The 23,919-nt window shown below is 66.9% G+C and carries 19 protein-coding genes; 7 read left to right on the top strand and 12 right to left on the bottom strand.

From position 1 onward, the window contains the following. Window positions 1-95 precede the first annotated feature (95 nt). On the bottom strand, window positions 96-1,676 hold the full coding sequence (ffh, locus tag NQJ30_RS03775; protein ID WP_255768386.1) for a signal recognition particle protein: 1,581 nt from the start codon (window positions 1,674-1,676) through the stop codon (window positions 96-98). Window positions 1,677-1,764: 88 nt separating this feature from the next. On the opposite strand from ffh, the gene NQJ30_RS03770 reads away from it, so the two are divergent. Further along, the gene (locus NQJ30_RS03770; protein ID WP_255768385.1) at window positions 1,765-3,168 is read left to right on the top strand and encodes a glucose-6-phosphate dehydrogenase; all 1,404 of its coding nucleotides are present in this window, start codon (window positions 1,765-1,767) and stop codon (window positions 3,166-3,168) included. A gap of 76 nt (window positions 3,169-3,244) precedes the next feature. Here NQJ30_RS03770 and NQJ30_RS03765 read toward each other — a convergent pair whose 3' ends face one another. Beyond that, window positions 3,245-3,583 (bottom strand): P-II family nitrogen regulator, encoded by a 339-nt coding sequence (locus NQJ30_RS03765; RefSeq protein ID WP_255768384.1) that lies wholly within the window; start codon window positions 3,581-3,583, stop codon window positions 3,245-3,247. Beyond that, window positions 3,580-4,929, bottom strand: coding sequence for an ammonium transporter (locus NQJ30_RS03760; RefSeq protein ID WP_255768383.1), 1,350 nt, complete (start codon window positions 4,927-4,929; stop codon window positions 3,580-3,582). The genes NQJ30_RS03765 and NQJ30_RS03760 overlap by 4 nt, the downstream gene beginning before the upstream one ends. A 319-nt stretch (window positions 4,930-5,248) precedes the next feature. Between NQJ30_RS03760 and NQJ30_RS03755 the strand changes: the two genes are divergently transcribed. Further along, window positions 5,249-6,397 (top strand): MFS transporter, encoded by a 1,149-nt coding sequence (locus tag NQJ30_RS03755; protein ID WP_255768422.1) that lies wholly within the window; start codon window positions 5,249-5,251, stop codon window positions 6,395-6,397. Window positions 6,398-6,459: 62 nt separating this feature from the next. Here the strand turns inward: NQJ30_RS03755 and ftsY are convergent, their stop codons facing one another. Both ftsY and smc read right to left on the bottom strand, forming a co-directional pair. Next, window positions 6,460-7,668: a signal recognition particle-docking protein FtsY gene (ftsY, locus tag NQJ30_RS03750; RefSeq protein ID WP_255768382.1), complete on the bottom strand. Its 1,209-nt coding sequence runs from the start codon at window positions 7,666-7,668 to the stop codon at window positions 6,460-6,462. 64 nt (window positions 7,669-7,732) lie between these two features. Further along, window positions 7,733-11,323 (bottom strand): chromosome segregation protein SMC, encoded by a 3,591-nt coding sequence (gene smc, locus NQJ30_RS03745; RefSeq protein ID WP_255768381.1) that lies wholly within the window; start codon window positions 11,321-11,323, stop codon window positions 7,733-7,735. A 278-nt stretch (window positions 11,324-11,601) separates the two neighbouring features. Here smc and NQJ30_RS03740 point away from each other — a divergent pair, with 278 nt between their 5' ends. From NQJ30_RS03740 to NQJ30_RS03730, 3 genes are read left to right on the top strand one after another with little or no spacing between them, the layout of a single operon-like run. Beyond that, window positions 11,602-12,624: a 3-oxoacyl-ACP synthase III gene (locus tag NQJ30_RS03740; protein ID WP_255768380.1), complete on the top strand. Its 1,023-nt coding sequence runs from the start codon at window positions 11,602-11,604 to the stop codon at window positions 12,622-12,624. Continuing rightward, window positions 12,618-15,326: an alpha/beta fold hydrolase gene (locus NQJ30_RS03735; protein ID WP_255768379.1), complete on the top strand. Its 2,709-nt coding sequence runs from the start codon at window positions 12,618-12,620 to the stop codon at window positions 15,324-15,326. Before NQJ30_RS03740 ends, NQJ30_RS03735 begins: the two co-directional genes overlap by 7 nt. Further along, on the top strand, window positions 15,323-16,303 hold the full coding sequence (locus tag NQJ30_RS03730) for an NAD-dependent epimerase/dehydratase family protein (protein ID WP_255768378.1): 981 nt from the start codon (window positions 15,323-15,325) through the stop codon (window positions 16,301-16,303). The genes NQJ30_RS03735 and NQJ30_RS03730 overlap by 4 nt, the downstream gene beginning before the upstream one ends. An 8-nt stretch (window positions 16,304-16,311) precedes the next feature. Here the strand turns inward: NQJ30_RS03730 and NQJ30_RS03725 are convergent, their stop codons facing one another. The 7 genes from NQJ30_RS03725 to coaD all read right to left on the bottom strand — a co-directional run bounded on the left by NQJ30_RS03725 (window position 16,312) and on the right by coaD (window position 21,858). Beyond that, window positions 16,312-17,334: a hypothetical protein gene (locus NQJ30_RS03725; RefSeq protein ID WP_255768377.1), complete on the bottom strand. Its 1,023-nt coding sequence runs from the start codon at window positions 17,332-17,334 to the stop codon at window positions 16,312-16,314. Continuing rightward, window positions 17,331-18,602: an MFS transporter gene (locus tag NQJ30_RS03720; RefSeq protein ID WP_255768376.1), complete on the bottom strand. Its 1,272-nt coding sequence runs from the start codon at window positions 18,600-18,602 to the stop codon at window positions 17,331-17,333. Before NQJ30_RS03720 ends, NQJ30_RS03725 begins: the two co-directional genes overlap by 4 nt. A gap of 139 nt (window positions 18,603-18,741) precedes the next feature. After that, on the bottom strand, window positions 18,742-19,713 hold the full coding sequence (mutM, locus tag NQJ30_RS03715; protein ID WP_255768375.1) for a bifunctional DNA-formamidopyrimidine glycosylase/DNA-(apurinic or apyrimidinic site) lyase: 972 nt from the start codon (window positions 19,711-19,713) through the stop codon (window positions 18,742-18,744). A gap of 8 nt (window positions 19,714-19,721) precedes the next feature. Next, window positions 19,722-20,447 carry a ribonuclease III gene (gene rnc, locus NQJ30_RS03710; protein ID WP_255768374.1) on the bottom strand — a complete coding sequence of 242 codons (726 nt, stop codon included), beginning with the start codon at window positions 20,445-20,447 and terminating at the stop codon, window positions 19,722-19,724. 21 nt (window positions 20,448-20,468) lie between these two features. Then, window positions 20,469-20,672 carry a 50S ribosomal protein L32 gene (rpmF, locus tag NQJ30_RS03705; RefSeq protein WP_009356569.1) on the bottom strand — a complete coding sequence of 68 codons (204 nt, stop codon included), beginning with the start codon at window positions 20,670-20,672 and terminating at the stop codon, window positions 20,469-20,471. Window positions 20,673-20,708: 36 nt separating this feature from the next. Next, window positions 20,709-21,233, bottom strand: coding sequence for a YceD family protein (locus tag NQJ30_RS03700; RefSeq protein ID WP_255768373.1), 525 nt, complete (start codon window positions 21,231-21,233; stop codon window positions 20,709-20,711). Between the two features lie 124 nt (window positions 21,234-21,357). Continuing rightward, on the bottom strand, window positions 21,358-21,858 hold the full coding sequence (coaD, locus tag NQJ30_RS03695; RefSeq protein WP_255768372.1) for a pantetheine-phosphate adenylyltransferase: 501 nt from the start codon (window positions 21,856-21,858) through the stop codon (window positions 21,358-21,360). Window positions 21,859-21,901: 43 nt separating this feature from the next. Here coaD and NQJ30_RS03690 point away from each other — a divergent pair, with 43 nt between their 5' ends. Both NQJ30_RS03690 and NQJ30_RS03685 read left to right on the top strand, forming a co-directional pair. Next, complete coding sequence (locus NQJ30_RS03690) at window positions 21,902-23,131, top strand: aminotransferase class I/II-fold pyridoxal phosphate-dependent enzyme (protein ID WP_255768371.1); 1,230 nt, start codon at window positions 21,902-21,904, stop codon at window positions 23,129-23,131. Further along, entirely contained in the window at window positions 23,131-23,919 is a 789-nt protein-coding gene (locus tag NQJ30_RS03685; protein ID WP_255768370.1) for a spermidine synthase, read from the top strand. The genes NQJ30_RS03690 and NQJ30_RS03685 overlap by 1 nt, the downstream gene beginning before the upstream one ends.

Here is a 23,919-nt window from a genome sequence, read left to right as displayed (position 1 = left end):
GGCTTCCACGGCGCTGACATCCCAACTGAGTCGCAGCACATGTCGTTCTGAGCCCTCATAAGGACATGTGCTGCTACACAGTTGGGTGGGGGTGATTACTTGCCGAGGAACTTGTCGAAGCCCTTGGGCAGGTTCAGCTGCGAGGGATCAAAATCGCCGGACTGCTGGCCGAACGCCGCGCCTGTGGGGAGGGCCTTCGCCGCCCCGGCACGCCGGGCCTCGGCATCCTTGAGCTCCTGCGCGGCCTTGGCCGGGTTGCCCGAACGTGCCTTCTTCTTCGGGGCGTTCTTGCCGCCCTTCCGTGCGCCGCCGGGGCCACCCAGGCCTGGCATCCCGGGCATGCCCGGCATGCCGCCCTGGGCCATCTTCTTCATCATCTTCTGCGCCTGGGCGAAACGTTCCAGCAGGCCGTTGACCTCCGACACGTGCACGCCCGAACCCTTGGCGATGCGTGCGCGGCGGGAGCCGTTGATGATTTTCGGAGCCACGCGCTCGTGCGGCGTCATGGAACGGACGATCGCCTCCACGCGGTCGATCTCGCGCTCGTCGAAGTTCTCCAGCTGCTGGCGGATGTTCTGCGCACCCGGCATCATCATGAGCATCTTCTTCATTGAACCCATGTTGCGGATCTGCTGCATCTGCGCCAGGAAGTCGTCCAGGGTGAAGTCTTCCTGGTCGGCGAACTTCTTCGCCATCCGGGCTGCTTCGTCCTTGTCCCAGTTCTTCTCGGCCTGCTCGATCAGCGTAAGGACGTCACCCATGTCCAGGATGCGGGAGGCCATACGGTCCGGGTGGAAGAGCTCAAAGTCGTCCACACCTTCACCGGTGGACGCGAACATCACCGGCTTGCCGGTGACCGACGCAACGGACAGCGCGGCACCGCCGCGGGCGTCGCCGTCGAGCTTTGACAGCACGATGCCGGTGAAGTTGACGCCTTCATCGAAAGCCATCGCCGTGTTCACGGCGTCCTGGCCGATCATCGAGTCGATCACGAACAGGACTTCGTTGGGCACGATGGCGCGGCGGATCTGGCGCGCCTGCTCCATCATCTCGGCATCAACACCAAGGCGGCCGGCGGTGTCAACGATGACGACGTCGTGCAGGGTGCGCTTGGCTTCCTCGACGCCGGCACGGGCTACGGCAACCGGGTCACCGGCGGGGTGGTCCAGCTCAGTGGACGTGGCGCCCGGGTGCGGCGCGAACACGGGAACGCCGGCGCGCTTGCCCACCACCTGAAGCTGGGTGACGGCGTTGGGGCGCTGGAGGTCACAGGCCACCAGCATGGGGCTGTGGCCCTGGGCCTTAAGCCACTTGGAGAGCTTGCCGGCCAGGGTGGTCTTACCCGCACCCTGGAGGCCTGCCAGCATGATGATGGTGGGGCCGTTCTTGGCGAGGCGGATGCGGCGGGTCTCGCCGCCTAGGATCTCCACCAGCTCTTCATTGACGATCTTGACGATCTGCTGGCTGGGGTTCAGCGCGCCGGAGACCTCGGCGCCCAGGGCACGTTCGCGGACGCGGCCGGTGAACTCGCGTACCACGGGCACGGCAACATCGGCATCCAGGAGGGCACGGCGGATCTCGCGGACTGTGGCATCAACATCAGCCTCGGTGAGGCGGCCCTTGCCACGGAGGTTCTTGAAGGTTGCTGTCAACCGGTCAGAGAGTGAATTGAACACGCGCCGCGTACTTCTTTCAGTGGAGTTACAGGGGGGACTCGACTATCTAGGGTACCAAGACGGGCCTGCATGATGGCATGCTGGCAAGGTGACGAGCCAAACGAGTGTAAAAACCCTGCTCATCCTGGGTGCCTCCGGGGATCTGACCGGCCGCCTGCTCCTTCCTGGCCTGGCCCGCCTGGTGGCGAAAGGCCGTGCCGAGGGGCTGACCTTGGTGGGGGCCGGCTCCGACGCCTGGAGCCCCGACCAGTGGCAGGCCCGGGTCCACGACAGCTTCGCCGCCGCAGAGAAGGAAGCGGACCCGGCCGGCAAGAAAGCGCTCAAAGCCCTGGAGAAAGCCACCGCCTACCATCAGGTTGATGTCACCGCGGACGGTGCACTGGCAGCCTTGCTGGCCACCATGGAAGGACCCACCGCCATCTATTTCGCTTTGCCGCCCCGGATAAGCCAACTGGCCTGCGAGTCCCTGCACCGCGACCAGGTGCCGCCCGGGACCCGGCTGGTCATGGAGAAGCCTTTTGGCTCCAGTGAGGCGTCGGCCCGCTCGCTGAACCACACGCTCGCGGGTCTCGTGCCGGAGGACCACATCCACCGGGTGGACCATTTCCTGGGCAAAGCCACCGTACTGAACATCCTGGGCCTGCGGTTCGCGAACAATTTCCTGGAGCCGGTCTGGAACCGTGAACACGTTGAGAAGGTGGAGATCGTCTTCGACGAGGACCTGGCCCTGGAGGGGCGGGCACGGTATTACGACTCCGCCGGGGCGCTGCGGGACATGATCCAGAGCCACCTGCTGCAGATCATGGCGTTGATGGCCATCGAGCCGCCTGCCACCATCGGCGAGCGCGATCTGCGGGACGCGGTGGCAACAGTGCTGCGGGCCAGCAGCATCAGCGCCCCCTACGCGAAATCCACCCACCGCGCCAGGTACACAGCGGGTTCGATCGCGGGCAAGAAAGTCCCGGACTATGTCAATGAGCAGGGCGTCGATCCGGCCCGGGAAACGGAAACCCTGGCAGAGGTCCGGGTGGACATCGACAACTGGCGCTGGAAGGGAGTCCCCTTCATCCTGCGCTCGGGCAAGGCCCTCGGCGAGAAACGCAAGGAGGCTGTTGTCACGTTCCTCCCGGTCCCGCACCTTCCGGGTGGATTCACCGGCGTGGACTCCCCCAACCAGCTGCGGATCGGATTCGGGCCGGACACCCTGCAGTTCGACGTCGACGTCAACGGTCCGGGCAATATTTTCTCGCTGGGCCGGGTCACCCTGAACGCGGAGCTCAGCGATTCCGAACTCTTGCCATACGGCGAAGTGCTGGAGGGGGTACTGAACGGTGATCCCCTGCTGTCGGTCCGCGGGGATACGGCTGAGGACTGTTGGCGGATCGTTGAGCCGGTGCTCAAGGCCTGGCAGCGCGGTACAGTTCCGCTGGAAGAGTACGACGCCGGATCGGCGGGTCCGGCGGGCTGGCCGGGTTCGGTGCCGGCAGAGTAAGTCATAACGGACAGAGCGGGCAGGGAACCTGGTTCCCTGTCCGCTCTGTCCGTTATTGTCTCTGGTGCCCCGGCCGTTAGATCGCGGCCACTCCGCGTTCGCCGGTGCGGACCCTGACTGCCTCGAAGACGTCCACCGTCCATACCTTGCCGTCGCCTGCCCGTCCGGTGTTGGAGCTGGCGATGATGACGTCGAGGATGTCATCAGCCTGTTCGTCAGTGGCCAGTACTTCCACCCGGATCTTGGGCAGGAGGTCCACGTTGTACTCGGCGCCGCGGTACACCTCGGTGTATCCGCGCTGGCGACCATAGCCGCTGGCCGCACTGACCGTCAGTCCCTGAACTCCGTACGCCTCGAGGCCTTCCCGGATGGCTTCCAGCTTCTCCGGGCGGACGATGGCTGTAATTAATTTCATGCTTCCACGCTTTCCTTGCCGGCAGCCGGCTCCGTCTTCCGGGCTCCGGACAGTTCAGCTTCACTGGCCTTGGACTTCCCGGTGATCAATTCGTGCAGGGGCTGGAAGCTGCCGCCCTGGCCCCCAACACCGAATTCGTATGCCGTCTCGGCGTGCAGGCTGAGGTCCACGCCCACCGTTTCCTGCTCCTGCGAGACGCGGAAGCCCATGGTCTTGTGGATGGCCAGCGCGATGATCGAGGTGAGGATCGCCGAGTAGGCAATGGCGATGCCGGCCGCTGCGAGCTGGGCCCACAGCTGGGCGAATCCGCCGCCGTAGAAGAGGCCGCCGCCCACACCGTCGGTGGGCAGGGCGATGAAGCCCAGGGCAACCGTGCCGATGATGCCGGAGACCAGGTGGACGCCGACAACGTCCAGGGAGTCATCAAAGCCCCAGCGGAACTTGAGTCCGACGGCCAGGGCGGAAGCCACGCCGGCGACCACACCGAGGCCGAGGGCACCGACAGGGCTGACGTTGGCACAGGCCGGGGTGATGGCCACGAGGCCCGCGACCACACCGGAGGCGGCACCCAGGGAGGTGGGGTGGCCGTCGCGGATGCGTTCGGTAACGAGCCAGCCCAGCATGGCCGCGGCGGGAGCTGCCAGCGTGTTGATCCAGATCAGGCCGCCCTGCTCGGCGGTGGTAGCGGCACCGGCGTTGAAGCCGAACCAGCCGAACCAGAGGATGGCTGCGCCCAGCATGACGAACGGGATGTTGTGGGGGCGGTGGTTCGGGTCTTTGCCGAAGCCGCGGCGGTTGCCGATGATGAGGACGAGGATGAGGGCCGCGACGCCGGCGTTGATGTGGACCACCGTGCCGCCGGCGAAGTCGATGGCAGGGCCGAGCGCCTGTCCAATGGCGCCCTCGGGGCCGAACAGCCCGCCGCCCCAGATCATGTACGCCAAGGGGCAGTAGACCAGCGTGACCCAGACGGGCACAAAGACAGTCCAGGCGCCGAACTTGGCGCGGTCGGCGATGGCGCCGCTGATCAGTGCCACGGTGATGATGGCGAAGGTAGCCGCGTAGCCGACCTTGATGAGGCCGTCCGGGCTGGTGATGCCTTCAAGGCCGAAGGTGGCGAACGGGTTTCCGACGATCTGGATGAAGCCTTCGCCGGAGCTCATCGAAGCGCCCCAGAGCACCCAGACCACTCCGACCATGCCAATGGAGATGAAGCTCATCATCATCATGTTCAGCGCAGCTTTGGCACGTGTCATGCCGCCGTAGAAAAATGCCAGACCCGGTGTCATGAACAGCACGAGTGCTGCTGCCACCATGAGCCATACGTGACCTGCGGTAAGTTCCATGGTGCACGTCCTCCCTCTCATCGATGCTGCGGATGTGTTCCGCCTGCCAACGCCTTTTGCGTCCTGAAAAGAGTTTGTCCGTGCCGTGTTTCTACCGCTGAGGTATTTCATTGCTGGTTTGTTACAACAACCTCTAGGAAGTAAATGGTGCATATCTGGCTTGTTACGGTTATGTTTCACCACTTCCACCGGCCCCGCGCCCACTGCCCTGCAAGGAAACCAGCACTATGACGGCAGCCGCCCTTTGAGCCGCGCCACATCAAGGATTCGCGCCCTCGTCCGCCCGGACCGGCCCGGGCTGCCGCGCGACGTCAAGGTGATGCTTGCCGCCGCCTTCCTCATCGCCCTGGGTTTCGGCCTCGTTGCACCCGTGCTGCCGCAATTTGCCACAACATTCGACGTCGGCGCGACGGCCGCCGCGGTGATCGTAAGCATCTTCGCTTTCATGCGCCTGGTGTTCGCACCGGCCGGCGGTGCCCTGATCGGCCGGCTCGGCGAACGCCCCGTCTATGTGTCCGGCCTGCTCATCGTGGCAGTCTCGACGGCGGCCTGCGCCTTCGCCCAGAACTATTGGCAGCTGCTGGTTTTCCGCGGCCTCGGTGGGGTGGGGTCCGTGATGTTTACCGTGGCTTCCATGGCGCTGGTGGTGCGGCTGGCACCGCCGGAAAGCCGTGGCCGGGTGTCCGGGGCTTACGCTTCCGCGTTCCTGGTGGGCAGTGTCCTGGGCCCGGTGGTGGGCGGCCTGCTGGCCGGGTTCGGGCTGCGGGTACCGTTCCTGTGCTACGCCGCCGCGCTGGTGCTGGCTGCCATTGTGGTGCAAACCCAGCTCAGCCACACACCGTCTTCAGCGCGCTCTGCCGGCGACAGGACCCCCGCGATGCGTTTTGGCGACGCCCTCGGTGTGGGTGCCTACCGCTCGGTGCTGGTGTCCAGCTTTGCCAACGGGTGGGCAACATTCGGGGTCCGGATGGCCACCGTTCCGCTCTTTGCCGTTGCGGTGCTCGGTGCCGGTCCTGAAACCGCCGGACTGGCCTTGGCCGTGTTTGCCGGCGGAAACGCGGCGGCACTGACATTTTCCGGACGGCTGGCCGACAGCCTGGGCCGCAAGCCGATGATGCTGGCCGGGCTTCTTGTGGCAGGGGTGGCGACGGCCGGCATAGGATTCACCGCCGAGCTGGGCTGGTTCCTGGCTGCCTCCGCCGTGGCCGGCGTGGGTTCGGGCCTCCTGGGCCCCGCCCAGCAGGCCGCCGTCGCGGATGTTATCGGGAACGAGCGGTCCGGCGGGAAAGTCCTGGCCGCGTACCAGATGACGACAGACATCGGCACCATTGCCGGCCCGGTCCTGGTGGGAGTCCTGGCGGACCGGCTGGGCTACGGCTGGGCCTTTGGGGTCACCGGCGCTGTCCTGGTGGTGGCGGCAGCCTGCTGGTCAGTCACGCGCGAGCCCATAAAACGCATCGAGGGGTGAGCTTTCACCGCTAAAGCGTGCGCTTAGCGGTGAAAGCTCACCCCTCGATGTCGGAGCCGGGATCAGTTCAGCAGTGCGTCCACAAAGCCTTCGGCGTCGAACGGTGCCAGGTCGTCGGCTCCTTCGCCCAGGCCAATGAGCTTCACCGGCACACCGAGGGTCTTTTGGATGGCCACCACGATGCCGCCCTTGGCGGTGCCGTCGAGCTTGGTCAGGACGATGCCGCTGATGTTCACCACTTCGGCGAAGACCCGGGCCTGGTTGAGGCCGTTCTGGCCGGTGGTGGCGTCAAGTACCAGCAGCACCTCGTCCACTTCGGCCAGCTTTTCAATGACGCGCTTGACCTTGCCGAGTTCGTCCATCAAGCCGGTCTTGTTCTGCAGGCGCCCGGCTGTGTCGATCATGACGACGTCGACTTCCTGGTCGATGCCTGCCTTGACCGCCTCATAGGCGACGGACGCGGGGTCTGCGCCGTCGACGTCGGACTTTACGGTGGGTACCCCCACACGCTGTCCCCAGGTGGCCAGCTGCTCCGCCGCGGCAGCGCGGAAGGTGTCCGCCGCGCCCAGCAGGACGTCTTTGTCCTCGGCCACGAGGACGCGGGCGAGCTTGCCCACCGTGGTGGTTTTGCCCACGCCGTTGACGCCAACCACCAGGACAATGGCCGGTTTGTCGCCGTGCCGCTGGGTTTGCAGGCTGCGGTCCATGGTCGGGTCCACAAGTTTGATGAGTTCCTCACGAAGCAGTGCCTTGACCTGCTCGGGGGTCCGGGTGCCAAGGACCTTCACTCGTTCGCGCAGGGCGTCAACCAGCTGCGTGGTGGGTTCGGTGCCCAGGTCCGCCAGCAGGAGGGTTTCCTCAACTTCGTCCCAGACATTTTCGTCGATCTTGTCACTGGAGAGCAGGGCCAGCAGCCCCTTGCCCAGGATGTTGTTGGACCGGACCAGTCGCTCCCGAAGGCGGGTGAGGCGTCCGGCCACCGGGAGCGGGGTCTCGACCGGGATGGTTTCGAGGCCCGCGACGTCGTCCGGGACGTCAACTGTTTCGAGGTCCTCCAGGTCGACGCCGGCGGGCGCCTGCCGTTCCGCCGGAACCACGGGCGCGTCCTCCAGCAGCGTACCCCCGCCCTGGCGGGCGACCGGATCGTTGGCGTCCCGCGTCTCCGGGTACTGCCTGATGTTCTTCCGCGTCTTCACCAGGACCGGGATCAGCCCGCCAATAACCACCAGGGCAGCAAGGATGGACAGAATAATGGGGAGGATGTCATTCACTCCCCTAGCTTCTCATAAACGCCGGTTGCGCCCATGGCGCCGCCAACCTCCATGGGCAATACAGCTAGACGTCTGCGCCCAGCCGCTGGCTGATGACGGTGGACACGCCGTCGCCGCGCATGGTGACGCCGTACAGGGCATCGGCGACTTCCATGGTGCGCTTCTGGTGCGTGATCACGATCAGCTGGCTGGATTCCCGGAGTTCCTCAAAGATGGTGATGAGCCGGCCCAGGTTGGTGTCGTCCAGGGCTGCTTCCACCTCGTCCATCACGTAGAACGGCGAGGGGCGGGCCTTGAAGATGGCCACCAGCAGGGCGACGGCGGTGAGGGACCGCTCCCCGCCGGAGAGCAGGGAGAGCCGCTTGATCTTCTTGCCGGCCGGCCGGGCCTCCACCTCAATGCCCGTGGTGAGCATGTCTGACGGGTCGGTCAGGACCAGCCGACCTTCACCGCCCGGGAAAAGCCGGCCAAAAACGTGGACGAACTGGGCCTGGGTGTCCTCGAAGGCCTCGGCAAAAACCCGCTGGACCCGCTCATCCACTTCCTTGATGATGTCCAGCAGGTCCTTCCGGCTGGACCTCAGGTCCTCAAGCTGGGAGCTGAGGAACTGGTGCCGCTCCTCGAGGGCCGCAAATTCCTCCAGCGCCAGCGGGTTGACCTTGCCCAGCGCGGCGAGGTCCCGCTCGGCTTTCCTGAGGCGCTTCTCCTGTTCCTCGCGGACAAACGGCTTCCCCTCAACCACCGGGGTGCCGTCTTCGTCCACCGGTGCCCGCAGCGCGGCCCATTTGTCGGCTTGGTCCTCCGCCGGAACCGGCACCGGAACGTCGGGTCCGAAGTCCGCCAGGAGAACATCGGGGGTGATGCCGAGTTCGTCGATGGACCGTGTCTCCAGCGCCTCGATGCGTGCCCGGTGCTGGGCGCGGACCAGTTCGTCCCGGTGGACCGAATCAGTCAGCACCGCAAGCTCCCGTGCCAGCGAATCGTTGCCGGTCCGGATCGCCTGCAGTTCCCGGTCCCGCTGCTCCCGGTTCTCTTCAGCGAGATCACGTTCCTCACGCGCCAGTTCCACGGAGACGTCGATGAATTGGATGGCCAGTTCGACGCCCCCCGACACTGCGGCCGCCCGCCGAGCCTGAAGCCGCCGGCGGCGTGCCCGTTCCTCGGCCTCTTCCCGGGCCCTGCGCTCGGTGGCGGCGGCCCGTTCGAGCGAAACTGCCCGGTTCCGGGTGGCTGTCAGCTGCTCTTCGGTGCTGCGGAGCGACAGCCGGGACTCCATCTCGGCAGACCGGGCCAGCGATGCCGTCCGGGCCAGGGCATCGCGCTGCTCCGTGGACGGTTCTTCCTCCGCCGGCGCTTCCTGCGCCGCGGTCAGGCGGGCGGCGATGGCAGCGAGCGCTTCCTCTTCGGTCCGGACGTTGGCCTCAGCCCTGGCAAGGGACGCGGCAAGCCTGTCGCTTTCGCCGACCGCGCTGCGCAGGATCGAGTTCAGGTGCCCCAGCCGTTCGGCCACGGCCGCCAGCCGGGCGTCCGATTCATGGAGCCGGTCCAGGGCCTCGTCGGCCCGGGACTGGGCTTTGATGCGCCGCGCTTCGGCGCCGGCCAGGGCAAACCGGTTCCGCTCAAGATCGGCGGTGACGGCGGCAAGCCGGGTTTCGGCGTCGTCGACGGCGGCCTGCACCTCAAGCAGCGACGGCGCCTTCGCGGATCCTCCGGTGACGGTCAGCGCCGTCAGGACATCGCCCGCCGTGGTGACTGCGGTCAGGTCCGGCCGGTCAGCGACCAGCGCACGGGCGGCCGCGAAATCGTCGACGACGGCGGATCCCGCCAGGAGCGCCGCCACCGCCGGGCCGTGAGCATCGCCCGCGGAGACCAGATCGACGGCCCAGCGGGCACCGGCAGGCAAAGCACCCCCCGGTGCGGAGTCTGGGCGGCCCAGTTGTGCCGCCGATTCGAGGAGCAGTGCGGCGCGGCCGGCGTCGTCTTCTTTCAGCAGTTGCACCACGGTGGCCGCCACTGCGGGATCCCGAACCAGGATCGCTTCGGACGCATCGCCGAGGGCCGCCGCGATGGCCGTTTCGTAGCCCGTTTCAACGGCGAGCGCCGCCGCCAGCGGGCCTGCGACGCCGTCGATGCCTGCGCCGAGCACATGGGCCGCTCCGTCCTGGCGCTTGAGTCCGAGCTGGAGCGCATCGCGCCGGGCCACCAGGGCGTCGCGTTCCCGGACAGCTTCCCTTCCGGCGGCGGTCAGCGCGGCAAGCTCCTGGACCACGGCGTCGAGTTCGGCGCTGGCGTCCTCGTAGTCGGCGTCGAGGGTCTCCTCGCCTTCCTCGACGCCCGCGACTTGGTTTTCGAGCGCAGTGAACTCGGACTGGGCCTTGCTGCGGCGGTCCTGCCCGGCCGCCAGTGATTCGCGGAGCCTGCCCAGTTCAGCCTGGGCCGACTCGACCCGCGACCTGGCCGCACCCGCCTGGCCGGCGAGCTTCGCGAGACCTTCGCGGCGGTCCGCTGCCGCACGGAGGACGGCCGTGAGCCGCTTATCCTCTGCGGCCGCGGCGCTTTCGGCCTCGGACTTGGCGGCGGTGGCGGATTCCAGTGCGCTGCGCCGGTCCAGGATTTGGCGCTCAAGCTCCGTCAGTTCGTCCCGCACCCGGGCGGCTTGCCGTTCCAACTGCTCCGGGTCCCGGCCCGAGTAGGGTTCAGCGTCCGCGGCGCCGAGAAGCCTGCCCCGCTCCCGGGCCAGCGCGCCAAGGGAGCGGAGGCGTTCCCGTGATGCGTTCAGCCGGTACCACGTGTCCCTGGCCTCGTTGAGCTTGGGCGTGGCCTCTGCGGCGAGTTGTTCCACCGCTGCCTGCCGGCGGCGCCCGGTTTCCAGTTCCTGTTCCACGGCGGCCCTGCGGGCCTTCAGTGCTGCCTCGTCGGCGACGTCCCGGGCCAGCGAATTTTGCTCGCGGGCGAGGTCATCGGCCAACAGCCGCGCGCGTGCGTCCCGGACGTCGAACTGGACCCGCTGGGCGCGGCGTGCCACATCGGCCTGTTTGCCCAGCGGCGTCAGCTGCCGCCGGATCTCGCCGGTGAGATCGCTCAGGCGCTGCAGGTTTGCCTGCATGGCCTCGAGCTTGCGTACGGTTTTTTCCTTGCGGCGGCGGTGTTTCAGGATTCCCGCGGCTTCCTCGATGAAACCCCGGCGGTCCTCCGGAGTGGCATGCAGGACCTTGTCGAGCTGCCCCTGGCCCACAATGACGTGCATTTCCCGGCCCAGCCCTGAATCGGACAGCAGCTCCTGGATATCGAGCAGGCGACAGCCGGCCCCGTTGATGGCGTACTCGGAGCCGCCCGTGCGGAACAGAGTCCGCGAGATGGTGACCTCGCTGTACTCAATGGGCAGCGCCCCGTCAGTGTTGTCGATGGTCAGGGAGACGTGCGCCCGGCCCAGCGGCGGCCGGCCGGACGTCCCGGCGAAGATGACGTCCTCCATCTTGCCGCCGCGCAGCGTTTTGGCGCCCTGCTCCCCCATCACCCAGGACAGGGCGTCCACCACATTGGACTTCCCGGAGCCGTTGGGTCCCACCACGGCCGTGACGCCCGGCTCAAAGTCGAACGTCGTGGCCGACGCGAACGACTTGAATCCCCGGACGGTAAGGCTCTTGAGGTGCAAAGTGTTTCGGGTCTCCTGCTCGGCGGACGGGGCACTGGTAGGGGCAGAGGTATAGGCAACGGTATGGGCAAAGCGTGGGCACGGGTATCGGTGGGATAGCCCCTACTACTTACAATCTACTGCGGGGGTGCGACAATTCTGCGCTGATCCGTGCGGAGCCGACGCCGGTGGCATGTGCAGGAACTGCCCCGGACCCGGCATAGTTAAGCACTTGGGCTGGTGCTCGATGGTGCGGTCAGCCGCCGGAGCGCAGTACAGACACGAATAGGGGCTTAAATTTGACAGGGAATGCAACATTCCGGCACAACAACACCGCGTTGCTTTCGGTGAGCAGCGTCGAAGCTCCAAAGATCGTCAGTTCCGCGGATTTCGACCGAAGACTGGCCCCCACTCTGCGGCGCTTGAAGTTTCCCCCACGGCTGCTTGAACGGGTGGCAGGCATCACCCACCGGCGCTGGTGGGCACCCGGTACCGCGTTCGACGACGCCGCCATCGAGGCCGGCGCGAAAGCTTTGGCCGAATCCGGCGTCGAGGCCTCCGAGGTGGGGCTGCTGATCAACACCTCCGTCACGCGGCGCAGCCTCGAACCGTCCGTGGCGGTGAAGATCCATCACGGCCTCAGCCTGCCGTCGTCGGCCATGAACTTTGACCTCGCCAACGCGTGCCTCGGCTTCGTCAACGGCCTAACCCTGGCGGCCAACATGATCGACTCCGGCCAGATCAAGTACGCCATGATCGTCAACGGTGAAGATGCCCAGGCCACGCAGGAGGCCACCCTGGCCCGGCTGCAGCGGCCCGAGACCACGCGCGAGGACTTCGGCCGTGAGTTCGCCACGCTCACGCTGGGTTCCGGAGCCGCCGCAGCTGTCCTGGGCCCGGCGGACCAGCACCCCGGGGCGCACCGGATCATAGGCGGTGTGATGCGTGCGGGCACAGAGCACCACGAGCTGTGCGTGGGCGGCATCGACGGCATGACCACCGACACCAAGGGCCTGCTCGACGGCGGCCTGCAGTTGGTAGTCGATGCCTGGCACGAGGCTCAGCCGGAGTGGGACTGGGCGTCGATGGACCGCTACGTCACGCATCAGGTCAGCAACGCCTACACCCAGGCCATCATCGAAGCAGTGGGCCTGGATCCGGAAAAGGTTCCCATCACCTTTCCGCACTGGGGCAATGTGGGCCCGGCTTCCCTGCCCATGACCCTTGCTGCAGAGGCCCAGACCCTCGGCACCGGCGACAGGGTGCTGTGCATGGGCGTCGGCTCCGGACTGAACACCGCACTGCTGGAAATCCAGTGGTGACGGCCGACTGGCCCGGCGTCGACCCGGAGTGGTCCCGGGAAATCCAGGTGGCGTCCACCTCCGCCGCGGATAGCCCCGGAACGGTGCGCACGTGGCACTTGCTCGACAACGGCGCACAGCTGGCGCACAGCGGCCTGGTCACGGCCGGCACGCTGCTCTGCGTGCACGGCAACCCGACGTGGTCCTTCCTGTGGCGCACCCTGGTGGCAGCCGGGGCCGACCCCGCCCATCCGTGGCGCGTGGTGGCCGTGGATCAGCTGGATATGGGTTTCTCCGAGCGCACCGGCACATTCCGGCGCCTGGCCGACCGCATCAACGACCTGGGTGACCTCACGGCCGCCTTGGAGCTGGACGGGCCGGTGGTGACCGTCGGCCACGACTGGGGCGGGGTCGTCAGCCTCGGCTGGGCACTGCAACATCAGGAGCAGCTCGCCGGCGTGGTGCTGACCAACACGGCCGTCCACCAGCCCTCCGGCTCCCCCATCCCTGCGGCGCTGCGGCTTGCCCTGCACCCCGCCGTCCATCGCTGGGGAACGACGACGTCGGACGCATTCCTGCGCGTGACCCATGCCCTGGCCCGTCCGCCCCTGTCCGCGGACATCCGCAGCGACTTCATGGCCCCCTACCGCAGCGCCGACCGCCGCGCCGGTGTGGGAAACTTTGTCGCCGACATCCCGGCTGACCCGTCCGATCCCAGCTACCCGGCGCTCCAGACCGTCGCCGAAGGGCTGCGCGGGTTGACCGTTCCCGCCCTGATGCTCTGGGGGCCGCAGGACCCGATCTTTTCCGACCGGTACCTCAAGGACCTCATCGGCAGACTGCCGCATGCGAAGGTGCACCGCTTCGAGGGTGCCGGCCATCTCGTTGCCGAAGACCGGGACATTGCCGTCCCCGTCTTTGACTGGCTCGCCGGTCTCGGCCGCGACACTGCTGCGGCCGGTCTTCAGCTGACGGACGTACCGCCCGGCGCCCCGGAACCGGAAGACCCCGCGGGAACCCACCAGGCGGGCACCCCTGTTCCGCCCCTCTGGGCGCCGCTCACCGAACTGGCAGCAGGACCCGACGGCGGGGACCCCGCCGTCGTCGAAATGGCCGCGGACGGCACCGCCTCACGCTCGCTCACATGGCGGGAATTGGACCAAAGCATCTCCGTCCTTGCGGCAGGACTGCGGGAAATCGGTGTGGGGCCGCAGAGCAGGGTGAGCCTGATGGTTCCGCCGGGGGTGGATTTGACCGTGGTGCTCTACGCCTGCCTCCGGCTGGGCGCCGTGGTGGTGGTGGCAGACGCCGGCCTGGGTACACGCGGCCTGAGCCGCGCCGTGAAGGGCGCAACGCCGGATTTCCTCATCGGAATCGACAAGGCCCTGGCGGCTGCTTCGGTGCTCGGCTGGCCCGGGCGGCGCATCAGTGTGCGCGGGCTGCCGGCCGCCCGCCGTCGGCTCCTCGGCGTCGAAACCTCCCTGGCAGCCCTCGCCGGGCGAGGCAGGAGCCTCAGCCAGGAACCGCCGTCGAACCATCCGGATCCGGCGCCCGACGCGCCCGCGGCGGTGCTCTTCACCTCCGGCTCCACGGGTCCCGCCAAAGGCGTGCTCTACACGCGCCGCCAGCTCGTCGCGATGCGGGATACCGTGGCTGCGACGTTCGGAATCCGTCCCGGTGCGCGCCTCGTCGCGGCCTTTGCACCGTTTGCCCTCCTTGGACCGGCCCTCGGAGCCGTTTCGGTGACACCCGCCATGGACGTCACCGCACCCCGCACTCTGACGGCCACCGCGCTGGCAGCCGCCGCCGCGGCCGTGGACGCCACCGTGGTTTTCGCGTCGCCCGCAGCCCTCCGGAACGTGCTCGCGACGCGGGGCAGCCTCGGCCATGCCGGGAGCGAAGCGCTGAAGCGCGTGGAACTGCTGCTCTCCGCCGGGGCACCCATCCCGGAACCCCTCCTCACGGAGGTGCAGCAGTTGCTGCCCCAGGCCTCGCTCCATACCCCCTACGGGATGACCGAAGCGCTGCCCGTCACCGACATCAGCCTGGAGCAGATCCGCGCCGCCCAGAAGGACGCCGAGGCCGGGACCATGGCCGGCGCCGGCAACGGCGTGTGCGTGGGCCTGCCGGTGTCCGGCGCCCGGGTAGCGCTGATCCCCCTCGCCGAGGACGGGACTGCCTCCGGAAACCACCCCGTCACCGAAGCGGGGGTAACCGGCGAAATCCTCGTCAGCGCACCCCATGTCAAGGAGGCCTACGACAGGCTGTGGCTGACCCAGCGGGAGAGCATCAGGACCCCTGGCTGGCACCGTACCGGCGACGTCGGGCACTTGGACACAGCGGGCCGGCTCTGGGTGGAGGGCCGCCTGGCGCACGTCGTGACGGCACCAGGGTCGGTGACGACGCCTGTGGGCGCCGAGCAAGCCATCGAGCGCCTGGACGACGTCGGGCTGGCCGCGGTGGTGGGGGTCGGTCCCGCCGGTACGCAGGCTGTGGTCGCCGTCGTCGAGACCGTGCCCCCTGCCCGCCGGGCCGGTCCTGCCGCCCCGCAACTCGCCGGAAGGGTACGGGACGCGGCACGCCTGGCGGGTGTCAGCGTCGCCGCGGTGCTTGCAGTCCCCGCCCAGCCAACCGATATCCGGCACAACGCCAAGATTGACAGGACGCGCCTGTCGCGATGGGCGACCCGTGTTTTGGCCGGCGGCCGTCCGGGCACCCCGTGAAGGTCCTCGTCACCGGCGCGAGCGGGCTGCTCGGACGCGAGGTGGCCACGCTGCTGGTGCGGCAGGGCCACGCCGTCACAACGTTCCAACGCCGTGCTGCAGCGGTCGACGGCGCCACGGACCTTTTGGGGTCCGTGACGGACCGCGACGCCGTCCACCGTGCCGTTGCCGGTGCCGACGGCGTCATCCACCTGGCAGCAAAGGTCTCCTTCACCGGCCGGGCCGTTGAGTTCGACGAGGTCAACGTGGACGGGACCCGCCTCGTACTGCTGGCCGCCCGCGAGGCAGGCGTGCGGGACCTGGTGTTCGTGTCCTCCCCGTCCGTGGCCAATTCAGGGGCCGCCATCGCCGGCCTTGGGGCCGATCCGGCTGACCCGGCCCGCGCACATGGAGATTACTCCCGCACGAAGGCTGAAGCCGAACTGCTGGCACTGGCTGCCGACTCACCGGAGTTCCGGGTCGCTGCGGTACGCCCCCACATCGTCTGGGGGCCCGGCGACACCCAGCTGGTGGAACGCGTGCTGGACCGCGCCGCCCACGGCCGCCTGCCCCTGCTCGACGCCGGCGCCGCGCTCATCGACACCACCTACGTGGACAACGCGGCCTCGGCCATCGTCGCCGCACTGCACCGCATGGACCATGTCCACGGCCGGGCGCTCGTGGTCAGCAACGGCGAGCCCCGCCCCATTGGTGAGCTGCTGGCCGGCATCTGCGCGGCGGGCGGAGTGCCGTCACCAGCCTGGCGGGTACCGGGCAGGCTGGCGCGTGCGGCGGGATCCATGGTGGAAAAGGTCTGGCTCCGCCTTGGCAGGGACGAGGAGCCGCCCATGACACGGTTCCTTGCCGAGCAGCTCTCCACCGCCCACTGGTTCGACCAGCGCCAGACCCGCGCCCTCCTCGACTGGAACCCCGCCGTCTCGCTGGACGAAGGCCTGGCGAAGCTGGCCGAACACTACGGCGGCCGTACGCCGGGATGATCCGGGCCCTATCGCCGGACCACCGCCGGCGACCAGGCATGCTCGATGAGGAGTGAGGGCGGTACCCCCGGATCGATGGAAGCGGACCACACGTCGCTGTCCTGCCCGGAGTCGTCACGCGGAACACCGTAGACAACGGTGCTGGCGTCCAGCCACTCCATCTGGTCGTCGATGTCGCGCTGTTCGGCGAGGATCGTTTCGGTGCCCGTCGCAAGGTCGAGGACGGCGATGTTGCGGTGACCTACCAGGGAGCCAGTGACACTCTTCTTGTAGGCGATCCTCGTTCCGTCGGGCGACACTGACGGACACTCGATGCCAGTGCCGGTCACGGTCAGGGTCCGCTCCTTAAGGCTCCCGCGCACCAGCCAGATTTTCCCTTGGGAGGAGGCCGTGGCATAAAACGCGTCCGGCTGGCCCGGCACGAAAGTCACACCCCAGATATTCCGGTCAGAGGCTTTGATCTGCGAGCCGTCGAGAATGAGCGCAAACTGTTCTAGGTTTCCATGGACGGTGCCGTCGCGGCCGCGGACGACCGTTTCGGTAGAAAATCCGGTGCTGGAGTATGAATGCCCGGAGACAAAGACTGTAGTGGCCAGCAGGGTCCCGTCAGCACTGATGCGGGTGCGACTGGGAACTCCGGCCAACGGCCATGATTGCACAGCCGCCAGTGAACCGTCGAAGACGGTGGCTTCAAAGCTGGTGGGAATCTCGTTCTTCGTGAGCAGGCAGATGCCCAGATCCCGGACGGCATAGACGCGGTCACAACTGCGGCCGCTGAGGGCCCGCTGCCCTGACGGGTCAGCCAGTGCCACGGTGGCGGCCTGTCCGAATCCTTGTCCGGGCGCCGTATTTCGAAACATGATGAAGGACTCGGCGGGAAGGGATTGAGCCGTCACTGAATCCACTTGCGATTCCGCGCCTTGGCTACTTTGTGCCGTTTGGAACGCCGAGACGGTGTACGCCACTGTGCTCCCGGCCACCAGGAGCACCACGGTCAGCAGGATCTGCCAGCGGCGTTTGGCAGTCATCATGCCGCCAGGGTCCGACGGGGACCGCCCATGAGGACCATCCCGGCTACTATTCCCGCCGCCAACAGCCCGGCCACCAAGGTCATGGCCGTGACGGGACCCAGCACAAACCAGAGCACGCCGAAGGCCGCAGCTGCGGCCATCCGGCTGAGAGCCACCACCGTTTGCGCGGCACCCAGGGCGGTGGCAACGGTGGCCGGCGGCGAGAGCTGGGTGACTATCGCGGCCAGGACGCCGTCGGTGGCGGCATAGAACAGTCCCAACAGGACCAGGCACCCAAGCGTGGATCCCAGGCCGCCGAAGGGGAGGGCCGCGAGGATGTAACAGGCCAGCAAGGCCAGGTGGCCGCCCAGGAATACGGGGATCCGGCCCCAGCGGTCGGCGAGCTTCCCGAGCGGGATGGCAAACAGGAGGAAGACCACGTTGGTTCCCACATACAGCAGTGGAAACCACTGGACGTCAAAGGAACCCCTGTTCTGCAGGAGCAGGTAGATGAAGCCGTCGCCGATGGTGAGGACACCTAACAGTCCGGCCGTAACCAGAAGCCGCGGCAGCGCCCGCTGCTTCAGGGTGACCCAGCGCAGCCGGGACCATCGGAACCGCGGACGCCGGGTACCCCCGGGCTCGGAAGTGGCCTCCCGCACGCGGCCGGGGACCATGAGGACCAGGACGGTAACGCCCACCACGGCAAATGCGAGCGAGACAATGAATACCGTGCTGAAGCCGTTGGGGATCAGCACCAGAATCACAAATGCCAGCAGCGGACCCGCCGCGGCACCTATGCTGTCCAACATCCGGTGGACCCCGAACGACCTGGCAAGGTACTCGGGCTGGGCCGCCGCCGATATCAAGGCATCGCGAGGGGCCGTTCTGATGCCTTTCCCGATCCTGTCTCCTGTGACGATTCCGGCCAGTGTCCAGAAACCGCCGGCGAAGAGGAAGCCGACCCGGGCTACAGCGGAGAGGCCATACCCGGCCGCCGCCACCAGCTTCGGTTGTCCGCTGCGGTCTGAGACCCACCCTGCGGCGATCCGCACCACGGCGCTTGCACCTTGGTTGATGCCATCGATGATTCCGAAGGCGATGGTGGAGAGCCCCAAAAAACCGGTGACATACAGAGGCAGGATGGCGGCCACGGATTCGGAGGAAATGTCGGTCATCATGCTGACGATGCCGAGCCAGATGATCACCGGCGACACCCGAAATGCAGTCGCCGCCGCGGCAGGCAAGGCTGTCTGCGGGTCCTTCCGGCCGCCCGTGCGGTCCGACATTGAGAGATACAAGGGCTTGCCTGGTTCTGCCGAGGGATAGGGCCCGGATGGCCGCCGACGCGGCCTACCGCTTGGCTGCCCAGTCTGCCAAGGGAACCCGCAGTGCGGAACCGCAGAATCCGCACACTTTTGCCTCGGCCTACCAGCGCCCGTTCCGTGGGCGCGGCTGGCATACGGGGCATGTGTACGACGAGCGGTTCATGAACTGCTCGCGCCGGATGGTCGAGTTAATTCCGACGGCGGCGCACCGGGTGCACGGCTGCCCTTCCCTGCCGTAGGCGTTCAGGGAGCGGTCGAAATACCCTGAGGCGCCGTTGACGTTCACGTACAGGGAGTCGAAGCTGGTTCCCCCGGCGGCGAGGGCGTCGCGCATGACATCGCGGGCGCTGGTGATCACGCGCTCGGCCTCGGAGCGGCGAAGCTTGTCCGTGGGCCGGGCGTAATGCAGGCCGGCACGCCAGAGAGACTCGTCCGCATAGATGTTGCCGATGCCCGAAACCAGTCCCTGATCCAAAAGGGCGCGTTTGAGGCCGGTCCTGCGTTTCCTGAGCCGGCTGTAGAAGAGTTCGACGGAAAAAGCGGGATCCAGGGGATCCCGGGCGATGTGCGCCGCCTCAGCGGCAATGAGTGGACGCGGCGATTCAGCGAGACCGCCCGGGCCGCCGTCGTCCGTGGGAACCAGGTCCGTCACGAACAGACCACCAAAGATGCGCTGGTCCACAAACCGGAGCTGGTCCGGCATGCCGTTGCCCGGACTGAGCCTGAGCCGAACTTTCAGGTGTTTTTCGTCCGGTACTGATGGATCCTGCATCAGCAGTTGGCCGCTCATGCCAAGGTGCGCCATCAGGGCGACGCGGGGCACGGCCGTGGCGGCGTCACCTGCGGCAGCGGCCGCGGATCCGGCTTCGCGCAAAGGCATCCACAGGAACTTTCCGCGACGTACCACATCATCCACCGTGGTGCCCTGGAGGTTGCCGATGAAGTCCTCAGGGCCCAGGGCGTGGCGACGGAGCGACCGGGGGTCCAGGACGTCAACGGAGGTGATGGTCCGGCCCCGGACCCAGCTCACCAGCCCGCGGCGCACCACTTCGACTTCAGGCAGTTCGGGCAATGCCGGGCCTAGGCGCCGGCTACGGACTCAGCTGATCCGCCCGCCGCAGCTTCCTTGGTTGCGGACAGGGCACGCCAGGCGTCCGCGGCAGCTTCCTGTTCCGCTTCCTTCTTCGAATGGCCGGCTCCACTGCCGTAGGGCTTGCCGCCGATGTTCAGGACAGCTTTGAACGTGCGGGCGTGGTCAGGCCCTGCCCCCTCGACCGCATAAAAGATGGTGCCGAGCTGACGGCTGGCTGCCAACTCCTGGATGCTGGTCTTCCAGTCGGTTCCGGCGCCGAGGGCGGCCGCGTCCTTCAGGAGCGGGCCGATCAGCCGCATGACCAGCTGGCGTGCGGTCTCGATGTCGTTGGACACATAGGTGGCACCGATCAGTGCTTCCATGGTGTCCGCGAGGATGGAGGCCTTGTTCTTGCCCTCGGTGAGCTTTTCGCCCTGTCCCAGGTAAATGTAGTCGCCGATGCCCAGGCTTCGCCCGATACCCGCCAGTGCACGGGTACTGACTACCGCCGAGCGGCGTTTCGCGAGGTCACCTTCGGGTAGCGTCGGGTTGTCCCGGTACAGCGCGTCCGTCACGGAGAAACCCAGGATGGAGTCGCCGAGGAACTCGAGCCGCTCGTTCGTAGGGATGCCGCCGTTTTCGTAGGCGTAGGAACGGTGTGTCAGAGCAAGACGAAGCGTCCCGGCGTCAATGGAGACACCGAGACGCTTCAGAAGCTCTTCAGTTGAAGACATCATCTCAGCCGTGGGGGCCGATTAGACGTCTGCGACCTTGCGGCCCTTGTACTCAAGGAACAGCGCAGTGCCAGCCGAGTCGGTTACGACCTTTGCCTGGTGCGGCAGGCTGTAAGTAACCTGGCCGTTCTCGACAGTCTTCACCAGGTGGGGGGCGGTTGCCTTCCACTGGGAGCGGCGGGCGCGGGTATTCGAGCGAGACATTTTCCGCTTCGGGACAGCCACGGCTAACTCATTTCTCTCTAGACAAACACGTACAAATCAGTTTTGCCGGTCAGGCTTAGCCAAGTCAGCCAGGGCGGCCCAGCGAGGATCTACAACCTCGTGGTGATGCCCCGGCTCGTCTTCCAGGCGTACTCCGCATTCGGAGCAAAGGCCCTGGCAGTCTTCCCGGCACACCGGCTGGAACGGCAGCATGGTTACAACTGCGTCCCGCAACACCGGCTCAAGATCGATCAGATCGTGCTCGACTCGACGTTGCTCTTCTTCGTCTTCCTCGTCCGAAAGCTGGACGCTTTCATAGAAGAAAAGTTCTTGCACATTGACCTCAAGGTCATACGCAAGGGGATCCAGGCATCGGCCGCATTCGCCCGTAACTTCAGCGAGCGCGGTTCCTGATACCAGAATTCCTTCGTGTACGGCCTCAAGCCTCAGGTCAAGCTCGATATCCGAGCCTTCCTGAACGCCAATGAGTGCCACGCCAAAATCCTTTGGCGCGGGTACATGTTCTTTCAGCGTCCGCATACTGCCCGGGCTGCGCCCGAGATCCTTGACGTCGAACGCCAAGGGCGAACTAGCATCTCGTTTAATGAGAACTCCTGTTGAACATATGACCGACGTACCATCTTAGCCTGAAGAGCCGCAGGGACTCAAACCGGACGTTGGACAGCCGCCGAAGTACCGGACAAGCCTACCCTCTTGACAGCAGGTCCTGGGCCGACTCGCCCGAGAGCAGTCTTTTTTGCACGGAACGCGGGACGTAGTCGGACACTTTGCCGCCCAAGTCCGCCACTTCCTTGATGAGGGTGGAGGACAGGTGGAGGTAGTGTGCCTCGGCCGGCAGGAAGACCGTTTCAACGCCGCTCAGCTGGCGGTTCATGGTGGCCATCGGGAGTTCGTAATCAAAATCCGACGACGACCGGAGGCCCTTCACAATCGCCGACACACCACGCTGGCGGCAATACTCGGCCAGGAGGCCCTCCCCTACCGGCTCCACCACAATGCCCTGCAGCGAGGCCAGGGTTTCCCGGGCCATGTCGATGCGGTCGCCCAGGCTGAACCTGTACTTCTTGGCGTAGTTGGTGGAAACAGCCACAATCACTTCATCGAACAGGCCGGCCGCACGGGCAATGACCTCAAGGTGACCGTTGTGGATAGGGTCATAGGAACCGGGGCAGACAGCGCGTCTCATGCACCGAACCTACCCCATCGGAAGGCCGGGATACCATGACTGCATGCATCCACCACGGGAACTTTCCATGCCCGCAGCGCCGGCTCCGTGGCAGCGGGCAGCGGCCGGCGCGAACCTTCTTGGACCTGCCGGCCAGTTGGGCGTCACCATCTTCGAGGAGATGACCACCCTGGCGGCACAGACCGGCGCCATCAACCTGGGCCAGGGCTTTCCGGACGAGGACGGCCCCGCTGAGATCAAGGCCGCGGCAATGGCCGCCATCGGGGCGGGGGCCAACCAGTACGCACCAGGGAAGGGCATCCCGGAACTGCGTGAGGCGGTCGCCGTCCACCAGAGCCGGTTCTATGACGTGACCCTGGACCCGCAGACGGAGGTCATTGTCACCACGGGCGCCACCGAGGCCATCGCCGCCGCCCTGCTGGCGTTCGTCGGGCCCGGAGACGAGGTGCTGACGTTCGAGCCGTTCTACGACTCGTACGGCGCCGTCATTGGGCTGTCCGGTGCCACCCACACCACCGCCCCGCTGCTCGCCCCTGACTTCTACCCCGACATGGCAGCCCTCGAGGCGGCGTTCACTGACCGTACCCGGGTGGTCCTGCTGAACAACCCGCACAATCCTACGGGCGCGGTATTTCCCCGCCATGTCCTCGAGCGCGTGGTCGAGCTTGCCCGAAAGCATGACTGCCTCATCATCACCGATGAGGTCTACGAGCACCTGACCTTCGGAACCAGGCACATCCCGGTAGCCACCTTGCCAGGGGCCGCGGACCGGACCCTCACGATTTCCTCGGCAGGTAAGACCTTTTCCTTCACCGGCTGGAAAATCGGCTGGCTGACCGGGCCCGAACACCTGGTGGCAGCCGTGCGCACCGTCAAGCAGTTCCTGACCTACAGTTCCGGTTCGCCCTTCCAGGCAGCAATCGCCACCGGGCTGGCGCTGCCGGACGGGTTCTACCAGGGGATTTCAGCAACGCTGCAGAAGAAGCGCGACATCCTGAGCGAAGGGCTCCGCGCCGCGGGCTTCGATGTCTTCACCCCGCAGGGCACCTATTTCGTCAACGTGGACACCGCGCCCCTCGGAATCGCCGACTCCGTGGACCTCGCCCGCCGCCTCCCCGCCCTGGTGGGGGTCGCAGCAATCCCCGTACCCGTCTTCTGCCACCCCGAGGGGGCCGAGCGGACCCGCAGCCTGCTCAGGTTCGCGTTCTGCAAGAAGGTGGACGTCCTCGAGGAGGCCGCCGCCCGGCTGGCGTCGCTCAGCGGGAAACTGTGATGCCCGGGCCCGGCGGCGCCCGGTCCACCAGGTTTCTGCGAACCACAGGGCAGCATGCCGCCATCGAGCCCGATGCCTTTACCGACGGCGCCTACGTCCTCAGCATCGGCGGGGCCGAACAGTCCCACGTCAACCTGACCCACCCGGAGGAGATCTTTTACGAATACCTGCGCCGGATCGGCCACGTCGTGGACCTGGCCACGCCCGCAGGCCAGCCGATCACGTCGCTGCACCTCGGCGCGGGCGCACTGACACTGGCCCGCTACATCCAGGCGACCCGGCCCGGCTCACCGCAGTACGCCGTGGAACTTGAGCGTGAACTCCTCGACTATGTCCTGCAGCAACTCCCCCTGCCGGCCGGAACCGACCTCTACACGGTCATCGGCGATGCCCGCGAGTCGCTGGCCACGCTGCCCGCGGAGCTGCGCTTCGACGTCGTCATCCTGGACATTTTCTCCGGGCCGGAGGCCCCGGAGCATATCGCCTGCACCGGGTTCTACGAGGAGGCCCGCGCACGGCTCGCCCCCGGTGGCGTCCTGATCGTCAACGTGGGCGACGAGCCTGCCCTCACGCTGGTGCGGAGCCAGGTCGCCGCGATGCGCCGCGCCATGACAGACGTTGCCGCGTTCGCGGAAACCGGCATGTTCGCGGGCCGCTATCCCGGGAACATCATCCTCATTGGAACGCAGACACCGTGGCCCGGGGGCTGGACCGCCGAGCTGACCGCCCGCGGCCCCCACCCGGCCACGGTTCTGGCGGGCGTGGACCTGGACCGGATCGGCGGCTGA

Source organism: Pseudarthrobacter sulfonivorans (genome assembly GCF_024391045.1).
In the GTDB taxonomy this organism is placed as follows: domain Bacteria; phylum Actinomycetota; class Actinomycetes; order Actinomycetales; family Micrococcaceae; genus Arthrobacter; species Arthrobacter sulfonivorans_B.
The sequence above is the reverse complement of the archived record's forward strand: the minus strand, read 5'-3'. Positions and strand labels throughout refer to the sequence as shown.

Bases quoted from the DNA above. Each gene is read 5' to 3' on its own strand.
- NQJ30_RS03765 (WP_255768384.1), bottom strand. From the start codon at position 3,583: ATGAAATTAATTACAGCCATCGTCCGCCCGGAGAAGCTGGAAGCCATC.
- NQJ30_RS03760 (WP_255768383.1), bottom strand. From the start codon at position 4,929: ATGGAACTTACCGCAGGTCACGTATGGCTCATGGTGGCAGCAGCACTC.
- NQJ30_RS03755 (WP_255768422.1), top strand. From the start codon at position 5,249: ATGCTTGCCGCCGCCTTCCTCATCGCCCTGGGTTTCGGCCTCGTTGCA.
- NQJ30_RS03725 (WP_255768377.1), bottom strand. From the start codon at position 17,334: ATGATGACTGCCAAACGCCGCTGGCAGATCCTGCTGACCGTGGTGCTC.
- NQJ30_RS03720 (WP_255768376.1), bottom strand. From the start codon at position 18,602: ATGTCGGACCGCACGGGCGGCCGGAAGGACCCGCAGACAGCCTTGCCT.
- rnc (WP_255768374.1), bottom strand. From the start codon at position 20,447: ATGTCTTCAACTGAAGAGCTTCTGAAGCGTCTCGGTGTCTCCATTGAC.
- coaD (WP_255768372.1), bottom strand. From the start codon at position 21,858: ATGAGACGCGCTGTCTGCCCCGGTTCCTATGACCCTATCCACAACGGT.
- NQJ30_RS03690 (WP_255768371.1), top strand. From the start codon at position 21,902: ATGCATCCACCACGGGAACTTTCCATGCCCGCAGCGCCGGCTCCGTGG.
- NQJ30_RS03685 (WP_255768370.1), top strand. From the start codon at position 23,131: ATGCCCGGGCCCGGCGGCGCCCGGTCCACCAGGTTTCTGCGAACCACA.